Here is an 18,888-nt window from a genome sequence, read left to right as displayed (position 1 = left end):
AACCATCAGATATGCTGCTATACAACTTGGGAATAGGGCTTTACGACATCGCAGTCCATTTGGCTGCGCCTTTCAGCCGTAAGCCCCGCAAGATGATGAAGGGCCATTGGGTGGTATACGAGCTTTTGCGTCAGCAGTTGCAGAAAGATGTGCCCTACATCTGGTTTCACGCTGCCTCGCTGGGCGAGTTTGAACAGGGGCGTCCGCTGATAGAACGGATTCGTGCCGAGTATCCGCATTATGGCATTTTGCTCACTTTCTTCTCGCCTTCGGGCTATGAGGTGCGTAAGAACTACCGCGGAGCCGATGTCGTGTGCTACCTGCCTTTCGACAAACCGCGCAATGTCAGGAAGTTCCTCGACATTGTCAATCCCTGCATGGCTTTCTTCATCAAGTATGAGTTCTGGAAGAACTATCTTGACGAGCTTCATCGCCGTCGCATCCCTGTTTACAGCATCTCTTCCATCTTTCGTCGCGGACAGATATTCTTCAAGTGGTACGGCGGTCCCTATCGGAAAGTGCTTCGGAATTTCGATTATCTCTTTGTGCAGAATGACCGTTCCAAACGCTATTTGGCCAAGATTGGAATCAATCGTGTTACGGTGGTGGGTGATACGCGTTTCGACCGTGTGCTCCAGATTCGTCGTGAGGCCAAGGAACTTCCGCTGGTCGAGGCTTTCAAGGGTGGTGCGCTGACTTTCGTGGCCGGTAGTTCGTGGCCGCCCGATGAGGATTTGTTTATTGACTACTTCAACCGCCATCCTGAGATGAAACTTATCATTGCTCCGCACGTCATTGACGAAAGTCATTTGGTGGAAATTGTCCGTAAACTGAAGCGGCCTTATGTGCGCTATACTCGTGCCGACGAGCAGAATGTCCGTAAGGCCGACTGTCTTATTATTGATTGTTTCGGCCTGCTTTCTTCCATTTATCGTTATGGAGAGGTGGCCTACATTGGCGGTGGTTTTGGCGTGGGCATACACAATACTCTTGAGGCGGCTGTCTATGGCATTCCCGTTATCTTCGGTCCCAAGTACCAGAAGTTTCAGGAGGCTGTGCAGCTCATCGAGGCTCAGGGCGCATTTTCCATCAAAGATGGCGGCGAACTGAATGGGCTGCTAGACCGTTTGTTCTCTGATGAGGCTTTCTTGGAGAAAACGGGGCGGAACGCGGGCGACTATGTGCGTGGACAGGCCGGAGCCACAGACAAGATTCTGGGGATGATTAATTTCTAGGCCCCCCTGAGAATAAAGAATCAGCTTTCTTTCAGAACTGTTTGCACGGACGTTATTCTTTGTCCTTTCGTGCAACTTGCTCTGGAAGAAAGCTGATTCTTTGTTTTCGACAATGTCTTTTCCTGAAAAGAATGTATGCCGCAGTGGTGGCTATTCCTTGTACCAGCCGGCGTACATCAGGTAATTGTGGGCAATCTTCTGGTTCAGTTCTTTGGCTTGCTCGGGGTCGACCTTCTTGATGAATTTGGCAGGCACACCGCCCCAGATGCTGCCCGGTTCGATGACAGTGTGGCTCAGCACCAGTGAACCGGCGGCTACGATAGCACCTTCGCCGACAACGGCGTGGTCCAGTAACGTGGAACCCATGCCTATCAGAGCATAGTCGCGGACGGAGGCACCGTGGATGGTGACGTTGTGTCCGATGGATACGTGGTCGCCTATTTCAATGGTGGACTTTTCGTAAAGTGTGTGCAGCACGCTGCCGTCCTGAATGTTTACGTTGTTGCCGATGCGGATGGAGTTGACATCGCCGCGCAGTACGGTGTTGAACCATACACTGCAGTTGTGTCCCATCTTGACATCGCCTACAATGGTGGCGTTTTCTGCCAAATAACAGTTCTCTCCTATTTCGGGCGTAAAGCCTCTTACAGATTTAATTAGTGCCATTTTTATTATTGGTTAGTGGTTAGCGTTAGGTTTTATCGTTTGGGTGGCAAGCGGCCCGCGGTTGGCGGCCTTGCGGAAGGTTGCTGACTACTGGCTGTATGCCAATCGCTGCTGGTGTCAAATTTCTCTGCAGGCTTCTTGCAGCCAGCGGCGTTCGTCTTCGTCGAGGGCAGGAGACAGCTTTTCGTACACCGTACGATGGTAACGGTTGAGCCAGTCCAGTTCGTCAGGTGTCAGCATTTCACGGACGATGCCTTTGGTACAGATGGGGCAGAGGGTGACGGTCTCGAATTTCAGGTAATTGCCGAACAGCCCTTCGCCGGCCGGTATGGTGAGTACCAGATTTTCTGTACGGATGCCGTGACTGCCCGCTTTGTAGACGCCCGGTTCGTTGCTGGTGAGCATACCTGCGCGCAATACAACGGGATTCTCGTTCATACGGATACTCTGTGGCCCTTCGTGTACATTGAGAAAGTGTCCGATTCCGTGTCCTGTACCGTGCAGGTAGTTCATCCGGTGTTGCCAGATGGGCATACGGGCCAGTACGTCCAGCTGGACACCGCGTGTGCCTTCGGGGAAGACGGCCATGGCCAGGTCGATGTGTCCCTTTAATATTAAGGTGTAGTCTGTTTTTTCTTCATCGGTCAGCGGTCCCAGGGCGATAGTGCGGGTAATGTCCGTGGTTCCGTCCAGGTATTGTGCGCCTGAATCGAGCAGGAGGAAACCTTCAGGCTTCAGTATGGCATCGGTTTCGGGTGTGGCTTCGTAATGTACAATGGCACCGTGTTCTTTGTAACCGGCTATGGTGTCGAAGCTTTCACCCATGTAGAGAGGTTGTTGGGCGCGCAGTTCGTGTAGCCTTTTGTCCACGCTGATTTCCGTTTCGTGACCTGCGGGTACAGCTTCTTCCAGCCATTTCAGAAATTTCACCAGCGCCACTCCGTCTTTCAGCATGGCGGAACGTAGGCCTTTTATTTCCTGTTCGTTGCGCACGGCTTTCAGTAGGGCTACGGGTGAATTGTCCTCAATGATGCGGCAACCGGAACGAATGGAGGTGTAGAGCGCGTGGTTTGTCTGGTTAGGGCTTAATTGAATGTTGCAGGCGTCCAGCTGGCTCAGAAAGTGATAGATTTCGGTGTAAGGGTGAAGGGTGACTGTTGCCTCTTGCAGATGCTCTGCCAGTTTTTGGTTCACTTTGGACGGTTCGATGAAAAGGTGTGCGTCCCGAAGCCCAATCAACAGATAGCTTACTACTACGGGGTTGCAGTGAACATCGTTGCCACGAATGTTCAGCGTCCATGCAATCTCGTCAAGTGCGGGCACCAGTAGTGCCTCAATTCCTTTGGCATTCATCTGCCTGCGTATCTCTGCCAGCTTTTCCGTACAACTTTTGCCTGCAAAACAAGTGTCGTAGACGAATGCCGGGGCTTCAGGCATGGGCGGACGGTCTTCCCAGATGTCTTTCAGCGGGTCGTTGATGCTTCTCAACCTGATACCTTTGGAAGCCAGCCGCTGCTGCAGGTTGCGGGCTTCGGCTGCTGAAAAGACAGTGCCGTCAATACCGACCGTATCACCCGGTTGGAGGGTTGTGGCCAGGAACGTTGGGATGTCTGGTGTTTCGGGTAACATTTCTTTGTAAAGTGTAATGCCGCTTCCTTCCAGTTGGCGGGCTGCTTGTAGAAAGTAACGGGAGTCTGTCCATAATCCCGCTTCTTGAAGTGTGATTACTGCTGTTCCTGCCGAACCGGTGAATCCTGAAATCCACTCCCTTGTTTGCCAGTGCGGTGCTACATATTCGCTCATGTGGGAATCGGTGCTGGGAATGATGAAAGCGGCTAAACCTTCTGCCTTTAAAAGCCTTCGAAGGGCTTCCAGACGTTGCTTGATGTCCTGAACCATATTGAAAAATGATAAATTGTGAAAGGAGAAGCCCGGCCTTCGGGAATCCTCCGGATGAATTCTTCTCCAAAGATACTCACTTTCTGGCTATGTTGTATCCTCGGCTGGGGAAAAGCATGCTTTTTTAGGAAGAAAGGACTCCTTTTCGGCCTGGAGAGGGCCGCTTTGCTGAAGAAAGTGTATTCCGCTGCATTTGTCAGAGCCGTAATTACTTTCAAGTAAGCAGACTTTGGGTTCTATGTTGGCTTCGATTTCTGAATCTTGCTAAATCTGCTGCGATGGATTTAGATTGTGCAGTGAATTGATTTTTTGGCCGAAAGTTTTGTAAATAAAGAAAGTATGTGTAATTTTGCAGCTCGAATTTAATCGCGAGATTTTTAAACATGATTGTAGTACCTGTAAAAGAAGGCGAAAACATTGAGAAAGCGCTGAAGAAATTCAAACGTAAATTTGAAAAGACTGGCATCGTAAAAGAGTTGAGAAACAGACAACAGTTTGACAAACCGTCTGTAACAAAGAGACTTAAGAAAGAACGTGCCATTTACGTTCAAAAACTTCAGCAAGTAGAAGATTAATAATTCGTAAATTCCTTTGAATTATTGAATTCTTTTTCATACATTCGTTGCATGATTTGATGTGTAACGATTATGTTGTCGACAGAATCTTTTCTTGACTATCTGCTTTATGAGCGAGGCTATTCTGCGGGGACGGTTGGATATTACCGGACTGACGTTCAGGAATTGCAGAAATTCGTTGAGGAGAATGTCGGAGACTTGGCTCCTTCGGAGGTGGATGCAGGACTCGTCCGTGAGTGGATTGTTTCTATGATGGATGAGGGTTACGCTGCTTCCACGATAAATCGAAAACTGAGTTCTGTCCGTTCGTATTACAAATACCTTCTGCGGAAAGGCGAGGTGGCGGTGGATCCGTTGCGTAAGGTGACGGGACCTAAGTGTAAGAAGCCTTTGCCTGTCTTTTTGAAGGAAAGTGAGATGAATCGGTTGCTGGATGACGTTGATTTCGGTGAGGGCTTTAAAGGTTGCCGCGATCACCTGATTATTGAGATGTTCTATGCCACTGGTATGCGACTCTCGGAATTGGTGGGGTTGGATGATAAGAACGTGGATTTTTCTGCCTCGCTTATTAAGGTGACTGGAAAGCGTAATAAACAACGGCTGATTCCGTTTGACGAGGAGTTGAGGGTTTCGATGCAAGAATATGTCGGCGTGCGGGACGAAGCAGTGCCCGAGCATGGGGAAGCGTTTTTTGTCCGTGAAAATGGTGAGCGTGTTTCTCGTGCCGTCGTTACAAATGTTGTGAAACGTAATCTTTCGAAGGTGGTAACGGTAAAGAAAAGGACGCCTCACGTGCTGAGACATACCTTTGCAACAACGATGCTGAATCATGATGCTGAACTTGGAGCCATCAAGGAACTCCTCGGGCACGAGAGCTTGGCAACGACTGAAATTTATACGCATACCACTTTTGAGGAGCTAAAAAAAGTGTATAATCAGGCTCATCCTCGGGCCTAAAGAAAAGGAGGTAAGTATGGAAGTAAGAATTCAATCGATTCACTTTGACGCGTCAGAGCAATTGCAGGCTTTTATTCAGAAAAAGGTTGCTAAATTGGAAAGATTTTACGATGATATAAAGAAAGTAGAGGTGTCATTAAAGGTAGTTAAACCAGAAACAGCCGAAAACAAGGAAGCTGGCGTGAAGGTATTGGTCCCGAACGGCGAGTTTTATGCGAACAAGGTTTGTGATACGTTTGAAGAAGCGGTGGACTTGTGTCTTGAAGCTTTGGAAAAACAGCTGGTTAAATACAAGGAAAAACAACGAAGCAAATAAAATTCCGCTAAAATTTTGCGGGTAAAAAATAAATCCCTAAATTTGCAGCCGTTTCGCTCACGTATATGATTGTGACGGCTGCAATTTTGAAATTGCCTCTTTAGCTCAGTTGGCCAGAGCACGTGATTTGTAATCTCGGGGTCGTTGGTTCGAATCCGACAAGAGGCTCAAAATGTAATCGGGTAATTCCTGAATAAAAGGGCAAATTCCAGAGTGGCCAAATGGGGCAGACTGTAAATCTGCTGGCTTACGCCTTCGGTGGTTCGAATCCATCTTTGCCCACACTCTCATTTATTTTGCTGTTATAGCTCAGCGGTAGAGCACTTCCTTGGTAAGGAAGAGGTCCCGGGTTCAAGTCCCGGTAACAGCTCAAGAAGGGTAAAGTTGATCATTAATCAAATAAATAACAAGTAAAGCTATGGCTAAAGAGAAATTCGAACGTACCAAACCTCACGTAAACATTGGTACAATTGGTCACGTAGACCACGGTAAAACCACGTTGACAGCTGCTATCACTACAGTGTTGGCAAAGAAGGGCCTGTCAGAAGTTAAGTCTTTCGATCAGATTGATAATGCTCCCGAGGAGAAGGAAAGAGGTATTACTATCAATACTTCTCACGTAGAGTATGAAACTCGCCGACTATGTAAAGAACATGGTAACTGGTGCTGCTCAGATGGATGGTGCTATCATCGTAGTTGCTGCAACTGATGGTCCGATGCCTCAGACTCGCGAGCACATTCTTCTGGCTCGTCAGGTAAACGTGCCGAGACTGGTTGTATTTATGAATAAATGTGATATGGTAGACGACCCCGAAATGTTGGAGCTCGTTGAAATGGAAATGCGTGAACTGCTGTCAGCTTACGATTTCGACGGTGACAACACTCCGTTTATTCAGGGTTCTGCTCTTGGCGCATTGAACGGTGTTGAGAAGTGGGAAGAGAAGGTTATGGAGCTGATGGATGCTTGCGATACTTGGATTCCTCTGCCTCCGCGTGACGTTGATAAACCGTTCCTGATGCCGGTTGAAGACGTGTTCTCTATCACGGGTCGTGGTACTGTTGCTACTGGCCGTATCGAAGCTGGCGTTATCAAGGTTGGTGACGAAGTTGAAATCCTTGGTCTGGGCGAAGACAAGAAGTCCGTTGTAACTGGCGTTGAAATGTTCCGCAAGCTGTTGGATGAAGGCGAAGCCGGTGATAACGTAGGTCTGTTGCTCCGTGGTATCGACAAGAACGAAATCAAGCGTGGTATGGTGCTTTGCAAGCCGGGCCAGATTAAGCCCCACTCTAAGTTCAAAGCTTCTATCTATGTGTTGAAGAAAGAAGAAGGTGGTCGTCATACTCCGTTCCACAACAAGTATCGTCCTCAGTTCTATCTGCGTACTATGGACTGTACAGGTGAAATCACTCTTCCTGAAGGCGTAGAAATGGTAATGCCGGGTGATAACGTAGAAATCACTGTAACGCTGATTTATCCGGTTGCCTTGAACGTAGGTCTGCGCTTCGCTATCCGTGAAGGTGGTCGTACGGTAGGTTCTGGTCAGATTACTGAAATCCTCGACTAATCAATCAATTTTATAAAGCAATCAGTTCCCGGTGTAAATCGGGAACTGATTCTGTTCAAACGGGAGTAGCTCAGTTGGTAGAGCACCGGTCTCCAAAACCGGGTGTCGGGAGTTCGAGCCTCTCCTCCCGTGCTAATATTTAAGAAATGAAGAAGATTGTAGCTTATTTCAAGGAAACTTACGACGAACTTGTTCATAAAGTGTCGTGGCCTACGTATTCTGAACTTACTAACAGTGCAGTAGTTGTTTTATATGCTTCCCTACTTATTGCAGTGGTAGTGTTTGTGATGGACTTCTGTTTCCAGCATGTAATGGAATTTGTTTATCCACATTAATTTTAAAGGAGAATGTCTGAGATTGAAAAGAAATGGTACGTATTACGTGCTATTAGTGGAAAAGAGGCTAAGGTTAAAGAGTATCTCGAGGCTGATATCAAGAATAGTGATCTTGGCGAATATGTATCTCAGGTGTTGATTCCAACCGAAAAGGTTTATCAGGTTCGCAATGGAAAAAAAATTGTGAAGGAAAGAAGTTATCTTCCTGGTTACGTTTTGGTGGAAGCTGCTCTGGTAGGTGAGGTAACTCACCACTTGAGAAATACTCCGAATGTGATAGGCTTCTTGGGTGGTACAGATAAACCTGTACCTCTGAGACAATCGGAAGTGAATCGCATTCTTGGTACGGTAGACGAGTTGCAGGATGTTGGAGAGGATCTGAACATCCCCTACGTAGTCGGTGAGACTGTGAAGGTTAATTACGGTCCGTTTACTGGTTTCAGTGGTATCATTGAAGAAGTGAATACTGAAAAGAAGAAACTGAAGGTCATGGTTAAGATTTTCGGACGGAAAACTCCGCTCGAATTAGGCTTTATGCAAGTTGAAAAGGAATGATGCAGGTGTTACGCTGCTGATTTTCTTTTATTAAATGTTATATAAAAATCAATTAGAAAATGGCTAAAGAAGTTGCTGGACTAATCAAATTACAGATTAAAGGAGGCGCGGCAAACCCATCACCTCCCGTAGGCCCTGCATTGGGTTCAAAGGGAATCAATATCATGGAGTTTTGCAAGCAATTCAACGCCAGAACCCAGGACAAGGCAGGTAAGATTCTTCCTGTGATTATCACTTACTATGCAGACAAGTCTTTTGATTTTGTTATCAAGACTCCTCCTGTTGCAATTCAGTTGCTTGAGTTGACAAAGGTGAAGAGTGGTTCTGCCGAGCCTAATCGTAAGAAAGTTGCTGAGATTACTTGGGAACAGGTTCGTACGATTGCTCAGGATAAGATGCCGGACTTGAACTGTTTCACTGTAGAAGCTGCCATGAAGATGGTTGCAGGTACAGCCAGAAGTATGGGTATCACTGTAAAAGGGGAGTTCCCGGTTAATAACTAATAAACTTCAATTAGAATGGGTAAACTGACAAAAAATCAAAAGTTGGCTGCAGGCAAAATTGAAGCAGGGAAATCGTACTCTCTCAAGGAAGCTGCACAGCTGGTAAAGGATATTACTTTTACCAAGTTCGATGCTTCACTGGATATCGATGTGCGTCTGGGCGTTGACCCGCGTAAGGCCAACCAGATGGTGAGAGGTGTTGTATCGCTTCCTCACGGTACAGGTAAGGTTACGCGTGTGCTTGTGCTCTGTACACCGGATGCAGAAGCTGCTGCAAAGGAAGCTGGAGCTGACTATGTTGGTCTTGATGAATATATTGAAAAGATCAAAGGTGGATGGACTGATATTGATGTGATTATCACAATGCCGTCCATTATGGGTAAGATTGGTGCCCTCGGTCGTATACTCGGTCCCCGTGGACTGATGCCGAATCCCAAGAGTGGTACTGTGACTATGGATGTTGCTAAAGCTGTGAAGGAAGTTAAACAAGGTAAGATTGACTTTAAAGTTGATAAAAACGGTATTGTTCATACTTCCATCGGTAAAGTTTCATTTGGCGTTGATCAAATTCGTGACAATGCAAGAGAATTCATCTCTACTTTGAATAAATTGAAACCGACTACAGCCAAGGGTACATATATTAAGAGTATTTATCTTTCTAGCACCATGAGTGCGGGTATTAAAATTGACCCGAAATCAGTAGAAGAAATCTAATAAGACGAGTATGAGAAAGGAAGATAAAAGTACGATTATTGAGCAGCTTGCTGCTACTGTAAAAGAATACGGTCACTTCTATTTAGTTGATACTACAGCAATGAATGCTGCTGCAACCAGCGCTTTGCGTAGAGATTGCTTCAAAGCTGGTATCAAGCTGATGGTTGTTAAGAATTCTTTGCTCCATAAAGCACTTGAGAGCCTTGAAGAAGATTATTCTCCCATTTATGGGTGTCTGAAAGGTACGACTGCCGTTATGTTCTGCAATGTTGCAAACGCACCGGCTAAGTTAATCAAGGACAAGGCGAAAGAAGGTATTCCTGGACTGAAGGCAGCTTATGCTGAGGAAAGTTTCTATGTAGGTGCAGACCAGCTGGATGCGCTTGTAGCTATCAAGAGTAAGAATGAAGTTATTGCAGATATTGTTGCTTTGCTGCAATCTCCTGCCAAGAATGTTATTTCTGCTCTGCAATCAGGTGGTAATACACTTCACGGAGTCCTCAAGACTCTTGGTGAACGTACTGAAGCCTAAGGCTTCAAAACTGGGAGAGGCATTTTTTGATAGTTTGTCCTTTCCTAAACATTATCAATTTATTTAGTATTTAAACAATTAAAAAACATACAAAAATGGCAGATTTGAAAGCTTTTGCAGAACAATTAGTTAACTTGACAGTAAAAGAAGTTAATGAACTTGCAACTATTTTGAAGGAAGAATACGGTATTGAACCTGCTGCTGCAGCTGTAGCTGTTGCTGCTGGTCCTGCAGCTGGTGCTGCTGCCGCCGCAGAAGAGAAGACTTCTTTCGATGTAGTATTGAAGAGCGCTGGTGCAGCTAAACTTCAGGTTGTTAAAGCCGTTAAGGAAGCTTGCGGTCTTGGCTTGAAGGAAGCTAAAGATTTGGTTGACGGTGCTCCGAGCGTAGTAAAAGAAGGTTTGGCTAAAGACGAAGCTGAGTCACTGAAGAAGACACTGGAAGAAGCTGGAGCAGAAGTTGAACTTAAATAACATTAGCCTGTTTATCAGGTATTTCGGTTAGGAACCCTTCGTTAAAAGGGTTCTTAACCTTTTTGTGTATATATTTAAAATTAAGTTCTACAAATCCATTATCAGATGTCTTCAACTACTGTAAATCAAAGAATTAATTTCGCTTCGACTAAGAATCCGTTGGAATATCCGGATTTCTTGGAAGTACAATTGAAGTCATTCAAAGACTTTCTACAACTGGATACCCCGCCTGAAAAACGTAAGAACGAGGGATTGTATAAAGTGTTTGCAGAAAACTTCCCCATTGCCGATACAAGAAACAATTTTGTGCTTGAGTTTTTGGACTACTATATTGATCCGCCGCGTTATACTATCGATGAATGTATAGAGCGAGGGCTTACTTATAGTGTACCTTTAAAAGCAAAATTGAAACTGTATTGTACCGACCCAGATCATGAAGATTTTGATACGGTGATACAGGATGTGTTCTTGGGACCTATTCCCTATATGACGGATAAGGCTACATTCGTTATCAATGGTGCTGAACGTGTAGTTGTTTCACAGTTGCACCGTTCTCCGGGTGTGTTTTTCGGACAAAGTGTGCACGCGAATGGTACAAAGTTGTATTCCGCTCGCATTATCCCCTTTAAGGGATCGTGGATTGAATTTGCTACGGATATTAACAACGTAATGTATGCTTACATTGATCGTAAGAAGAAGTTGCCTGTAACTACTTTGTTGCGTGCTATCGGTTTTGAGAACGATAAGGACATTCTTGAAATCTTTAACTTAGCTGAAGATGTAAAAGTGAATAAGGCCAACTTGAAGAAATATGTCGGTCGTAAGTTGGCGGCTCGTGTCTTGAAGACATGGATTGAGGATTTTGTAGATGAAGATACTGGTGAAGTGGTTTCTATCGAGCGTAATGAAGTGGTTATTGATCGTGAAACCGTGATTGAACCGGAACATATTGATGTTATTTTGGAGTCAGGCGTTTCAAACATTCTTGTACATAAGGATGAACCGAACCAGTCTGATTATTCTATCATATATAATACCTTACAGAAAGACCCGAGTAACTCTGAAAAGGAAGCTGTACTTTACATCTACCGTCAGTTGCGTAATGCAGACCCGGCTGATGATGCAAGTGCGCGCGAGGTTATCAACAACCTGTTCTTCTCGGAGAAAAGATATGATTTGGGCGATGTAGGCCGTTACCGCATCAACAAGAAGTTGAACCTGACGACCGATATGGACGTGCGCGTTCTTACTAAAGAAGATATCATTGAAATTATCAAGTATCTGATTGAACTGATTAATTCGAAGGCTGACGTGGACGATATCGACCACTTGAGCAACCGTCGTGTGCGTACAGTTGGTGAGCAGTTGTCCAATCAGTTCGCCATAGGTCTGGCGCGTATGTCACGTACCATTCGTGAGCGTATGAACGTGCGTGACAACGAAGTGTTTACTCCGATTGATTTGATTAATGCGAAGACTATTTCTTCCGTTATCAATTCTTTCTTCGGGACGAATGCTCTTTCTCAGTTCATGGATCAGACCAACCCGCTGGCTGAAATTACGCACAAACGCCGTATGTCAGCCTTGGGTCCTGGTGGCTTGTCCCGTGAACGTGCCGGTTTCGAGGTGCGAGACGTACACTATACGCACTATGGCCGTCTGTGTCCTATCGAAACACCTGAAGGCCCGAACATCGGTTTGATTTCTTCACTTTGTGTGTTTGCCAAAATCAATGACCTTGGCTTCATTGAGACTCCTTATCGCAAGGTCGCTAATGGTAAAGTAGATCTTTCAGATGAAGGATTGGTTTATCTTTCTGCCGAAGAAGAGGAGGGAAAGATTATTGCACAGGGCAATGCTCCGCTGAACGATGACGGAACCTTTATCCGTGATAAAGTGAAGTCTCGTCAAGATGCGGATTATCCTGTTGTTCCTCCTTCTGAAGTAGAGTTAATGGATGTGTCGCCGCAGCAGATTGCCTCTATTGCCGCTTCTTTGATTCCGTTCCTCGAACATGACGATGCTAACCGTGCGTTGATGGGATCGAACATGATGCGCCAGGCTGTTCCTTTATTGAGAAGTGAGGCTCCTATCGTTGGTACTGGTATTGAACGACAGTTGGCTCGCGACTCGCGTACCCAGATTACGGCTGAAGGTGAAGGTGTTGTGGATTTTGTAGATGCAACCACCATTCGTATTCTTTACGACCGTACAGAAGATGAAGAGTTTGTTAGTTTCGAGCCCGCCTTGAAGGAATACCGTATTCCGAAATGGCGTCGCACTAATCAGAATATGACAATTGACCTGCGCCCGATTTGTGAGAAAGGTCAGCGTGTGACGAAGGGGCAAATTTTGACTGAAGGTTATTCCACCGAAGACGGTGAATTGGCTTTGGGTAAAAATCTGCTTGTTGCATATATGCCATGGAAGGGCTACAATTACGAGGATGCCATTGTGTTGAATGAACGTGTGGTTCGTGAAGACCTGCTGACTTCGGTGCACGTGGAGGAATATTCTCTTGAGGTTCGCGAAACGAAGCGCGGTATGGAGGAACTTACTTCCGATATACCTAATGTAAGCGAAGAAGCTACCAAGGATTTGGATGAGAATGGTATTGTACGTGTTGGTGCACGTATCGAACCTGGTGACATCCTGATTGGTAAGATTACCCCGAAAGGCGAATCCGATCCTTCACCAGAAGAGAAATTGCTCCGTGCCATCTTTGGTGACAAGGCTGGCGATGTGAAGGATGCTTCACTGAAAGCTTCTCCGTCGTTGAAGGGTGTGGTTATTGGTAAACGTCTGTTCTCTCGTGTCATCAAGACTCGTAGTTCCAAGTTGGCAGACAAGGCATTACTGCCGAAGATTGACGATGAATTTGAAGGCAAGGTGGCCGCTTTGAAGAAGATTCTGATAAACAAGTTGCTGAAACTGACAGAGAATTATACTTCTGAAGGTGTGAAAGATTATATCGGTGCGGATGTCATTTCCAAGGGTGCTCGTTTCTCCGCTTCCGATTTCGGCGATTTGGATTTTACGGCTATTCAGTTGAGCAATTGGACGAAGGACGAACATACCAACTCATTGATTCGTGCATTGATTATGAATTATATAAAGAAGTATAAGGAACTCGATGCCGAATTGAAACGTAAGAAATTTGCCATTACCATTGGTGATGAATTGCCTGCAGGCATCATCCAGATGGCCAAAGTATATATTGCCAAGAAACGTAAGATTGGTGTTGGTGACAAGATGGCCGGTCGTCACGGTAACAAAGGTATTGTTTCCCGCGTGGTACGTCAGGAGGACATGCCGTTCTTGGCTGACGGTACTCCTGTTGACATTGTTCTGAACCCGTTGGGTGTGCCTTCGCGTATGAACATCGGACAGATTTTCGAGGCTGTATTAGGTCGTGCCGGCAAGAAGCTGGGCGTGAAATTTGCCACACCTATCTTTGACGGTGCTACCTTGGACGACCTGAACGAATGGACTGATAAGGCCGGTTTGCCCCGCTATGGTAAGACAACGCTGTATGACGGAGGCACTGGTGAGGCATTTGAACAGCAGGCTACGGTAGGTGTGACTTATATGTTGAAGTTAGGCCACATGGTTGAAGACAAGATGCACGCCCGTTCCATCGGTCCGTACTCACTCATTACGCAGCAGCCGTTGGGTGGTAAGGCACAGTTCGGTGGTCAGCGTTTCGGAGAAATGGAGGTTTGGGCACTCGAAGCTTTCGGTGCCGCCCATATCCTGCAGGAAATCTTGACCATCAAGTCGGATGATGTAGTAGGACGTTCCAAAGCCTACGAAGCCATCGTGAAGGGTGAGCCGATGCCCACTCCCGGCATACCGGAATCTCTGAACGTGTTGCTCCACGAGTTGAGAGGACTCGGATTGAGCATCAACTTAGAATAATGAATAATTGATAATTGGGAAAGAGGAGTTTGTGCTCTTCTTCCCGATTATTGGTTGTCTGCTTTCATTTTTCAATAATCCATTGTCAATTATCAATTAATATAAAGTATGGCTTTTAGAAAAGATAACAAGATAAAAAGTAATTTCTCGAAAATCTCAATCGGTTTGGCTTCTCCCGAAGAAATCCTTGAGAATTCGAGTGGTGAAGTTTTAAAGCCTGAAACCATCAACTACCGTACGTATAAGCCTGAACGTGACGGCCTCTTCTGTGAGCGTATTTTTGGTCCTATCAAGGATTATGAATGCCACTGCGGTAAGTACAAACGCATCCGCTATAAAGGTATTGTTTGTGACCGTTGCGGTGTGGAAGTGACCGAGAAGAAGGTGCGTCGCGAGCGTATGGGCCACATTCAGCTGGTGGTGCCTGTAGCCCATATCTGGTATTTCCGTTCACTCCCCAATAAGATTGGTTATCTGTTGGGATTGCCTACCAAGAAACTGGATGCTGTCATTTATTATGAACGTTATATTGTCATACAGCCGGGTATCTTAGGCGATGAAGTTGCTCAATACGACTTGTTGGAAGAAGGTGAATATCTGGATTTGTTGGATAAACTGCCTAAGGAAAATCAGTTCCTGGAAGATTCAGATCCGAACAAGTTTATTGCCAAGATGGGTGCCGAGGCTATTTATGACCTCCTTTCTCATATTGATTTGGATGCATTGTCTTATGAGCTGCGTCATCGTGCTGGTAGCGATGCTTCTCAGCAACGCAAGAGCGAGGCTTTGAAACGTCTTCAGGTGGTTGAGTCCTTCCGTGCTTCGCGTGGACGTAATAAACCTGAATGGATGATTGTACGCATTGTACCTGTCATCCCGCCTGAATTGCGTCCGTTGGTTCCGTTGGATGGCGGGCGTTTTGCCACTTCCGACTTGAATGATCTTTACCGTCGTGTCATTATCCGTAACAACCGTTTGAAACGGTTGATTGAAATCAAGGCACCCGAAGTCATTCTTCGTAACGAAAAACGTATGTTGCAGGAAGCTGTCGACTCTTTGTTCGATAATTCCCGTAAGTCCAGCGCTGTTAAGACCGATGCAAACCGTCCGTTGAAGTCTCTTTCGGACAGCTTGAAAGGTAAGCAGGGACGTTTCCGTCAGAACCTGTTGGGTAAGCGTGTTGACTATTCTGCCCGTTCGGTTATCGTTGTAGGCCCTGAATTGAAAATGGGTGAGTGCGGTATTCCTAAACTGATGGCTGCCGAGCTTTACAAGCCGTTTATCATCCGTAAACTTATAGAGCGCGGCATCGTGAAGACGGTCAAGAGTGCCAAGAAGATTGTAGACCGCAAGGAACCCGTTATTTGGGACATTCTGGAGCATGTGATGAAAGGACATCCCGTCCTGCTGAACCGTGCCCCGACACTGCACCGTCTGGGTATCCAGGCTTTCCAGCCGAAGATGATTGAAGGTAAGGCTATTCAGTTGCATCCGTTGGCTTGTACGGCGTTCAATGCCGACTTCGACGGTGACCAGATGGCCGTTCACTTGCCTCTGAGCAACGAAGCCATTCTGGAAGCACAGATGCTGATGCTCCAGTCTCATAATATATTGAATCCTGCCAACGGCGCGCCTATCACCGTGCCTGCACAGGACATGGTGCTGGGTTTGTACTACATCACCAAGTTGCGCAAGGGTGCCAAGGGCGAAGGCCTGGTATTCTATGGTCCTGAAGAGGCTCTGATTGCTTACAATGAAGGCAAGTGTGACATTCATGCTCCCGTCAGTGTCGTTGTGAAGGACGTGGACGAGAATGGAAACATTGTCGACAAGATGATGCACGATACTTCCGTAGGCCGTGTCATTGTGAATGAGATTGTTCCACCCGAGGCCGGATACATCAATACCATTATCTCCAAGAAGTCACTCCGCGACATCATCAGCCATGTTATTAAAGTTTGCGGTGTGGCCAAGGCTGCCGATTTCTTGGACGGAATCAAGAACTTGGGTTACTACATGGCCTTCAAGGGCGGTCTTTCCTTCAACTTGGGCGATATTATCATTCCCGAGGAGAAAGAGGCGCTCGTACAGAAAGGTTACGAAGAAGTAGAGCAGGTCATCAACAACTATAACATGGGTTTCATCACCAACAACGAGCGTTACAACCAGGTTATCGATATCTGGACACATGTCAACTCTGAGTTGTCCAACATCCTGATGAAGACCATTTCCAACGACGACCAGGGATTCAACTCCGTCTACATGATGCTTGACTCCGGTGCCCGTGGTTCTAAGGAACAGATTCGTCAGCTCTCCGGTATGCGTGGTTTGATGGCCAAGCCTCAGAAAGCCGGTGCAGAAGGCGGTCAGATTATTGAGAACCCGATTCTTTCTAACTTTAAGGAAGGCTTGTCCGTGTTGGAGTACTTCATCTCTACCCACGGTGCCCGTAAGGGTTTGGCCGATACCGCCTTGAAGACAGCCGATGCCGGATACCTGACCCGTCGTCTGGTAGACGTTTCGCACGACGTGATTATCAACGAAGAAGACTGCGGTACACTCCGCGGACTGGTTTGTACAGCGTTGAAGAACAACGATGAAGTTATCGCTACGCTGTATGAGCGCATCCTGGGACGTGTATCCGTACACGATATTGTTCATCCGACAACCGGCGAGCTGATTGTTGCCGGCGGTGAGGAAATTACCGAAGCCATTGCGCAGAAGATTGAAGACTCGCCCATCGAGAGCGTCGAAATCCGTTCCGTGCTGACTTGCGAGTCCAAGAAAGGTGTCTGCGCCAAGTGCTATGGCCGCAACCTGGCCACCAGCCGCATGGTTCAGAAAGGCGAGGCTGTCGGCGTCATCGCTGCACAGTCCATCGGTGAACCGGGTACTCAGCTGACGTTGCGTACTTTCCACGCCGGTGGTACGGCTGCCAACATCGCAGCCAATGCCAGCATCGTGGCCAAGAACGCTGCCCGTCTTGAATTTGAAGAACTCCGTACGGTAGACGTCATTGACGAAGCCGGCGAACCTGCCAAGGTTGTTGTCGGTCGTCTGGCCGAAGTCCGCTTTGTGGATGTCAACACCGGCATCGTGCTGTCTACGCACAACGTGCCCTACGGCTCTACGCTCTATGCCGCAGACGGCGAGCTGGTGGAAGCCGGCAAGCTGATTGCCCGTTGGGACCCGTTCAACGCCGTCATCATCACCGAAGCTACCGGTAAGATTGAGTTCGAGGGTGTCATCGAGAACGTTACCTATAAGATTGAATCGGATGAATCCACCGGTCTGCGCGAAATCATCATCATCGAGTCCAAGGACAAGACCAAGGTGCCTACCGCACACATCATGACCGAGGACGGCGAGCTCATCCGTACCTACAACCTGCCTGTGGGTGGCCACGTGGTAGTTGAGGACGGACAGAAGGTGAAGGCCGGTGAAGTTATCGTGAAGATTCCGCGTGCTGTCGGCAAGGCCGGTGATATCACGGGTGGTCTTCCCCGTGTCACCGAGTTGTTCGAGGCCCGTAACCCGTCCAACCCCGCCGTCGTTTCCGAAATCGACGGTGAGATTACCATGGGTAAGGTGAAACGTGGTAACCGCGAGATTGTCGTTACCTCCAAGACCGGCGAGGTCAAGAAATACCTCGTGCCCCTGTCACGCCAGATTCTGGTACAGGAAAACGACTACGTGCGTGCCGGTACCCCGTTGTCCGACGGCGCCATCACGCCGGCCGACATCCTGGCCATCAAGGGTCCCACGGCTGTACAGGAATATATTGTTAATGAAGTACAGGACGTTTACCGTCTGCAAGGTGTGAAGATTAACGACAAGCACTTTGAGATCATTGTCCGCCAGATGATGCGCAAGGTCGAAATCGACGAACCGGGCGACACCCGCTTCCTCGAACAGCAGGTAGTGGACAAGCTGGAGTTCATGGAAGAGAACGACCGCATCTGGGGCAAGAAGGTCGTGGTAGATGCCGGCGACTCACAGACTCTGCAGCCGGGTCAGATTGTCACCGCCCGCAAGTTGCGTGACGAAAACTCCATGCTAAAGCGTCGTGACATGAAGTTGGTTGAGGTACGCGATGCCGTTCCCGCCACTTCTACTCAGATTCTTCAGGGTATTACCCGTGCCGCTTTGCAGACGTCGAGCTTCATGTCTGCCGCTTCCTTCCAGGAAACAACGAAGGTCCTTAACGAAGCTGCTATCAACGGCAAGGTGGACAAGCTGGAAGGTATGAAGGAGAACGTCATCTGCGGTCATCTGATTCCTGCCGGTACCGGACAGCGTGACTTTGAGAAAATCATCGTAGGCTCCAAGGAAGAGTACGACCGTATGCTTGCCAACAAGAAAACCGTACTCGACTATGCTGTAGATGAGAAGGTGGATGAATAAGTATAAGTAGTACATCAATTGTAAATATTTTGCAGGGAGGGTGTTCGTTTAAGGACATCCTCCCTGTTTGTTTTTTGTGATGTAATCGACAGCTTCCCGTGAGCGGCAATAGTGCCCTCTCTTTTAAGGGCTATCGTTGATTGGTAAGCATTCGAATAAATGCACCTTTTAAACCTTGAGGTTTGGTTGTAGCTTTGCGGTAGTGAATACAATCAAACCTCAATTATTATGAACAGACAAG

Annotated in this window: 14 protein-coding genes, 4 tRNA genes and 1 pseudogene; 17 read left to right on the top strand and 2 right to left on the bottom strand. The window is 47.1% G+C overall.

Annotated elements, in window-relative coordinates:
• Nucleotides 1–14: 14 nt before the first annotated feature.
• Complete coding sequence (locus Q1Y74_RS04765) at nt 15–1,235, top strand: glycosyltransferase N-terminal domain-containing protein (protein WP_300812606.1); 1,221 nt, start codon at nt 15–17, stop codon at nt 1,233–1,235.
• Nucleotides 1,236–1,385: 150 nt separating this feature from the next.
• Here Q1Y74_RS04765 and Q1Y74_RS04760 read toward each other — a convergent pair whose 3' ends face one another.
• Together Q1Y74_RS04760 and Q1Y74_RS04755 are read right to left on the bottom strand one after the other, a co-directional pair.
• Nucleotides 1,386–1,901 (bottom strand): gamma carbonic anhydrase family protein, encoded by a 516-nt coding sequence (locus Q1Y74_RS04760; protein ID WP_300812587.1) that lies wholly within the window; start codon nt 1,899–1,901, stop codon nt 1,386–1,388.
• A gap of 117 nt (nt 1,902–2,018) precedes the next feature.
• Nucleotides 2,019–3,800: an aminopeptidase P family protein gene (locus Q1Y74_RS04755; RefSeq protein WP_300812586.1), complete on the bottom strand. Its 1,782-nt coding sequence runs from the start codon at nt 3,798–3,800 to the stop codon at nt 2,019–2,021.
• A gap of 383 nt (nt 3,801–4,183) precedes the next feature.
• Here Q1Y74_RS04755 and rpsU point away from each other — a divergent pair, with 383 nt between their 5' ends.
• The 16 genes and pseudogenes from rpsU (at nt 4,184) to rpoC (ending at nt 18,647) form a co-directional block, all read left to right on the top strand.
• Entirely contained in the window at nt 4,184–4,375 is a 192-nt protein-coding gene (gene rpsU, locus Q1Y74_RS04750; RefSeq protein ID WP_300812585.1) for a 30S ribosomal protein S21, read from the top strand.
• Between the two features lie 75 nt (nt 4,376–4,450).
• A complete protein-coding gene (locus Q1Y74_RS04745; protein ID WP_300812605.1) occupies nt 4,451–5,332 on the top strand; it encodes a tyrosine recombinase XerC in 882 nt (293 codons plus the stop codon).
• Nucleotides 5,333–5,348: 16 nt separating this feature from the next.
• Nucleotides 5,349–5,648 carry a ribosome-associated translation inhibitor RaiA gene (raiA, locus tag Q1Y74_RS04740; RefSeq protein ID WP_300812583.1) on the top strand — a complete coding sequence of 100 codons (300 nt, stop codon included), beginning with the start codon at nt 5,349–5,351 and terminating at the stop codon, nt 5,646–5,648.
• A gap of 94 nt (nt 5,649–5,742) precedes the next feature.
• Nucleotides 5,743–5,816, top strand: a tRNA-Thr gene (locus Q1Y74_RS04735).
• A gap of 31 nt (nt 5,817–5,847) precedes the next feature.
• Nucleotides 5,848–5,930 (top strand) — tRNA-Tyr (locus Q1Y74_RS04730).
• Between the two features lie 16 nt (nt 5,931–5,946).
• Nucleotides 5,947–6,018: transfer RNA gene (locus Q1Y74_RS04725), tRNA-Thr, on the top strand.
• A gap of 48 nt (nt 6,019–6,066) precedes the next feature.
• Nucleotides 6,067–7,213: pseudogene (tuf, locus tag Q1Y74_RS04720) on the top strand (elongation factor Tu).
• Between the two features lie 59 nt (nt 7,214–7,272).
• Nucleotides 7,273–7,345: transfer RNA gene (locus Q1Y74_RS04715), tRNA-Trp, on the top strand.
• A 14-nt stretch (nt 7,346–7,359) separates the two neighbouring features.
• Nucleotides 7,360–7,548 (top strand): preprotein translocase subunit SecE, encoded by a 189-nt coding sequence (gene secE, locus Q1Y74_RS04710; protein ID WP_300812582.1) that lies wholly within the window; start codon nt 7,360–7,362, stop codon nt 7,546–7,548.
• 12 nt (nt 7,549–7,560) lie between these two features.
• Nucleotides 7,561–8,103: a transcription termination/antitermination protein NusG gene (gene nusG, locus Q1Y74_RS04705; protein WP_300812581.1), complete on the top strand. Its 543-nt coding sequence runs from the start codon at nt 7,561–7,563 to the stop codon at nt 8,101–8,103.
• A gap of 59 nt (nt 8,104–8,162) precedes the next feature.
• Complete coding sequence (rplK, locus tag Q1Y74_RS04700) at nt 8,163–8,606, top strand: 50S ribosomal protein L11 (protein ID WP_300812580.1); 444 nt, start codon at nt 8,163–8,165, stop codon at nt 8,604–8,606.
• 15 nt (nt 8,607–8,621) lie between these two features.
• The gene (rplA, locus tag Q1Y74_RS04695) at nt 8,622–9,320 is read left to right on the top strand and encodes a 50S ribosomal protein L1 (protein WP_300812579.1); all 699 of its coding nucleotides are present in this window, start codon (nt 8,622–8,624) and stop codon (nt 9,318–9,320) included.
• Nucleotides 9,321–9,330: 10 nt separating this feature from the next.
• Nucleotides 9,331–9,852, top strand: a complete 522-nt coding sequence (gene rplJ / locus Q1Y74_RS04690; protein WP_300812578.1) for a 50S ribosomal protein L10 — start codon at nt 9,331–9,333, stop codon at nt 9,850–9,852.
• A gap of 95 nt (nt 9,853–9,947) precedes the next feature.
• Nucleotides 9,948–10,325 (top strand): 50S ribosomal protein L7/L12, encoded by a 378-nt coding sequence (gene rplL, locus Q1Y74_RS04685; protein ID WP_300812577.1) that lies wholly within the window; start codon nt 9,948–9,950, stop codon nt 10,323–10,325.
• A 105-nt stretch (nt 10,326–10,430) separates the two neighbouring features.
• Complete coding sequence (gene rpoB, locus Q1Y74_RS04680; RefSeq protein WP_300812576.1) at nt 10,431–14,243, top strand: DNA-directed RNA polymerase subunit beta; 3,813 nt, start codon at nt 10,431–10,433, stop codon at nt 14,241–14,243.
• Nucleotides 14,244–14,351: 108 nt separating this feature from the next.
• Nucleotides 14,352–18,647, top strand: a complete 4,296-nt coding sequence (gene rpoC, locus Q1Y74_RS04675) for a DNA-directed RNA polymerase subunit beta' (RefSeq protein WP_300812575.1) — start codon at nt 14,352–14,354, stop codon at nt 18,645–18,647.
• Nucleotides 18,648–18,888 lie beyond the last annotated feature (241 nt).

It is taken from the genome of uncultured Bacteroides sp. (assembly GCF_949298305.1).
In the GTDB taxonomy this organism is placed as follows: domain Bacteria; phylum Bacteroidota; class Bacteroidia; order Bacteroidales; family Bacteroidaceae; genus Bacteroides.
This window is presented reverse-complemented; position numbering and strand designations above follow the sequence as displayed.

Coding starts and splice junctions, on each gene's coding strand:
- rpoB (WP_300812576.1), top strand. CDS start 10,431: ATGTCTTCAACTACTGTAAATCAAAGAATTAATTTCGCTTCGACTAAG.
- rplL (WP_300812577.1), top strand. CDS start 9,948: ATGGCAGATTTGAAAGCTTTTGCAGAACAATTAGTTAACTTGACAGTA.
- raiA (WP_300812583.1), top strand. CDS start 5,349: ATGGAAGTAAGAATTCAATCGATTCACTTTGACGCGTCAGAGCAATTG.
- nusG (WP_300812581.1), top strand. CDS start 7,561: ATGTCTGAGATTGAAAAGAAATGGTACGTATTACGTGCTATTAGTGGA.
- secE (WP_300812582.1), top strand. CDS start 7,360: ATGAAGAAGATTGTAGCTTATTTCAAGGAAACTTACGACGAACTTGTT.
- rplA (WP_300812579.1), top strand. CDS start 8,622: ATGGGTAAACTGACAAAAAATCAAAAGTTGGCTGCAGGCAAAATTGAA.
- Q1Y74_RS04760 (WP_300812587.1), bottom strand. CDS start 1,901: ATGGCACTAATTAAATCTGTAAGAGGCTTTACGCCCGAAATAGGAGAG.
- rpoC (WP_300812575.1), top strand. CDS start 14,352: ATGGCTTTTAGAAAAGATAACAAGATAAAAAGTAATTTCTCGAAAATC.
- Q1Y74_RS04755 (WP_300812586.1), bottom strand. CDS start 3,800: ATGGTTCAGGACATCAAGCAACGTCTGGAAGCCCTTCGAAGGCTTTTA.
- rplK (WP_300812580.1), top strand. CDS start 8,163: ATGGCTAAAGAAGTTGCTGGACTAATCAAATTACAGATTAAAGGAGGC.
- rpsU (WP_300812585.1), top strand. CDS start 4,184: ATGATTGTAGTACCTGTAAAAGAAGGCGAAAACATTGAGAAAGCGCTG.
- rplJ (WP_300812578.1), top strand. CDS start 9,331: ATGAGAAAGGAAGATAAAAGTACGATTATTGAGCAGCTTGCTGCTACT.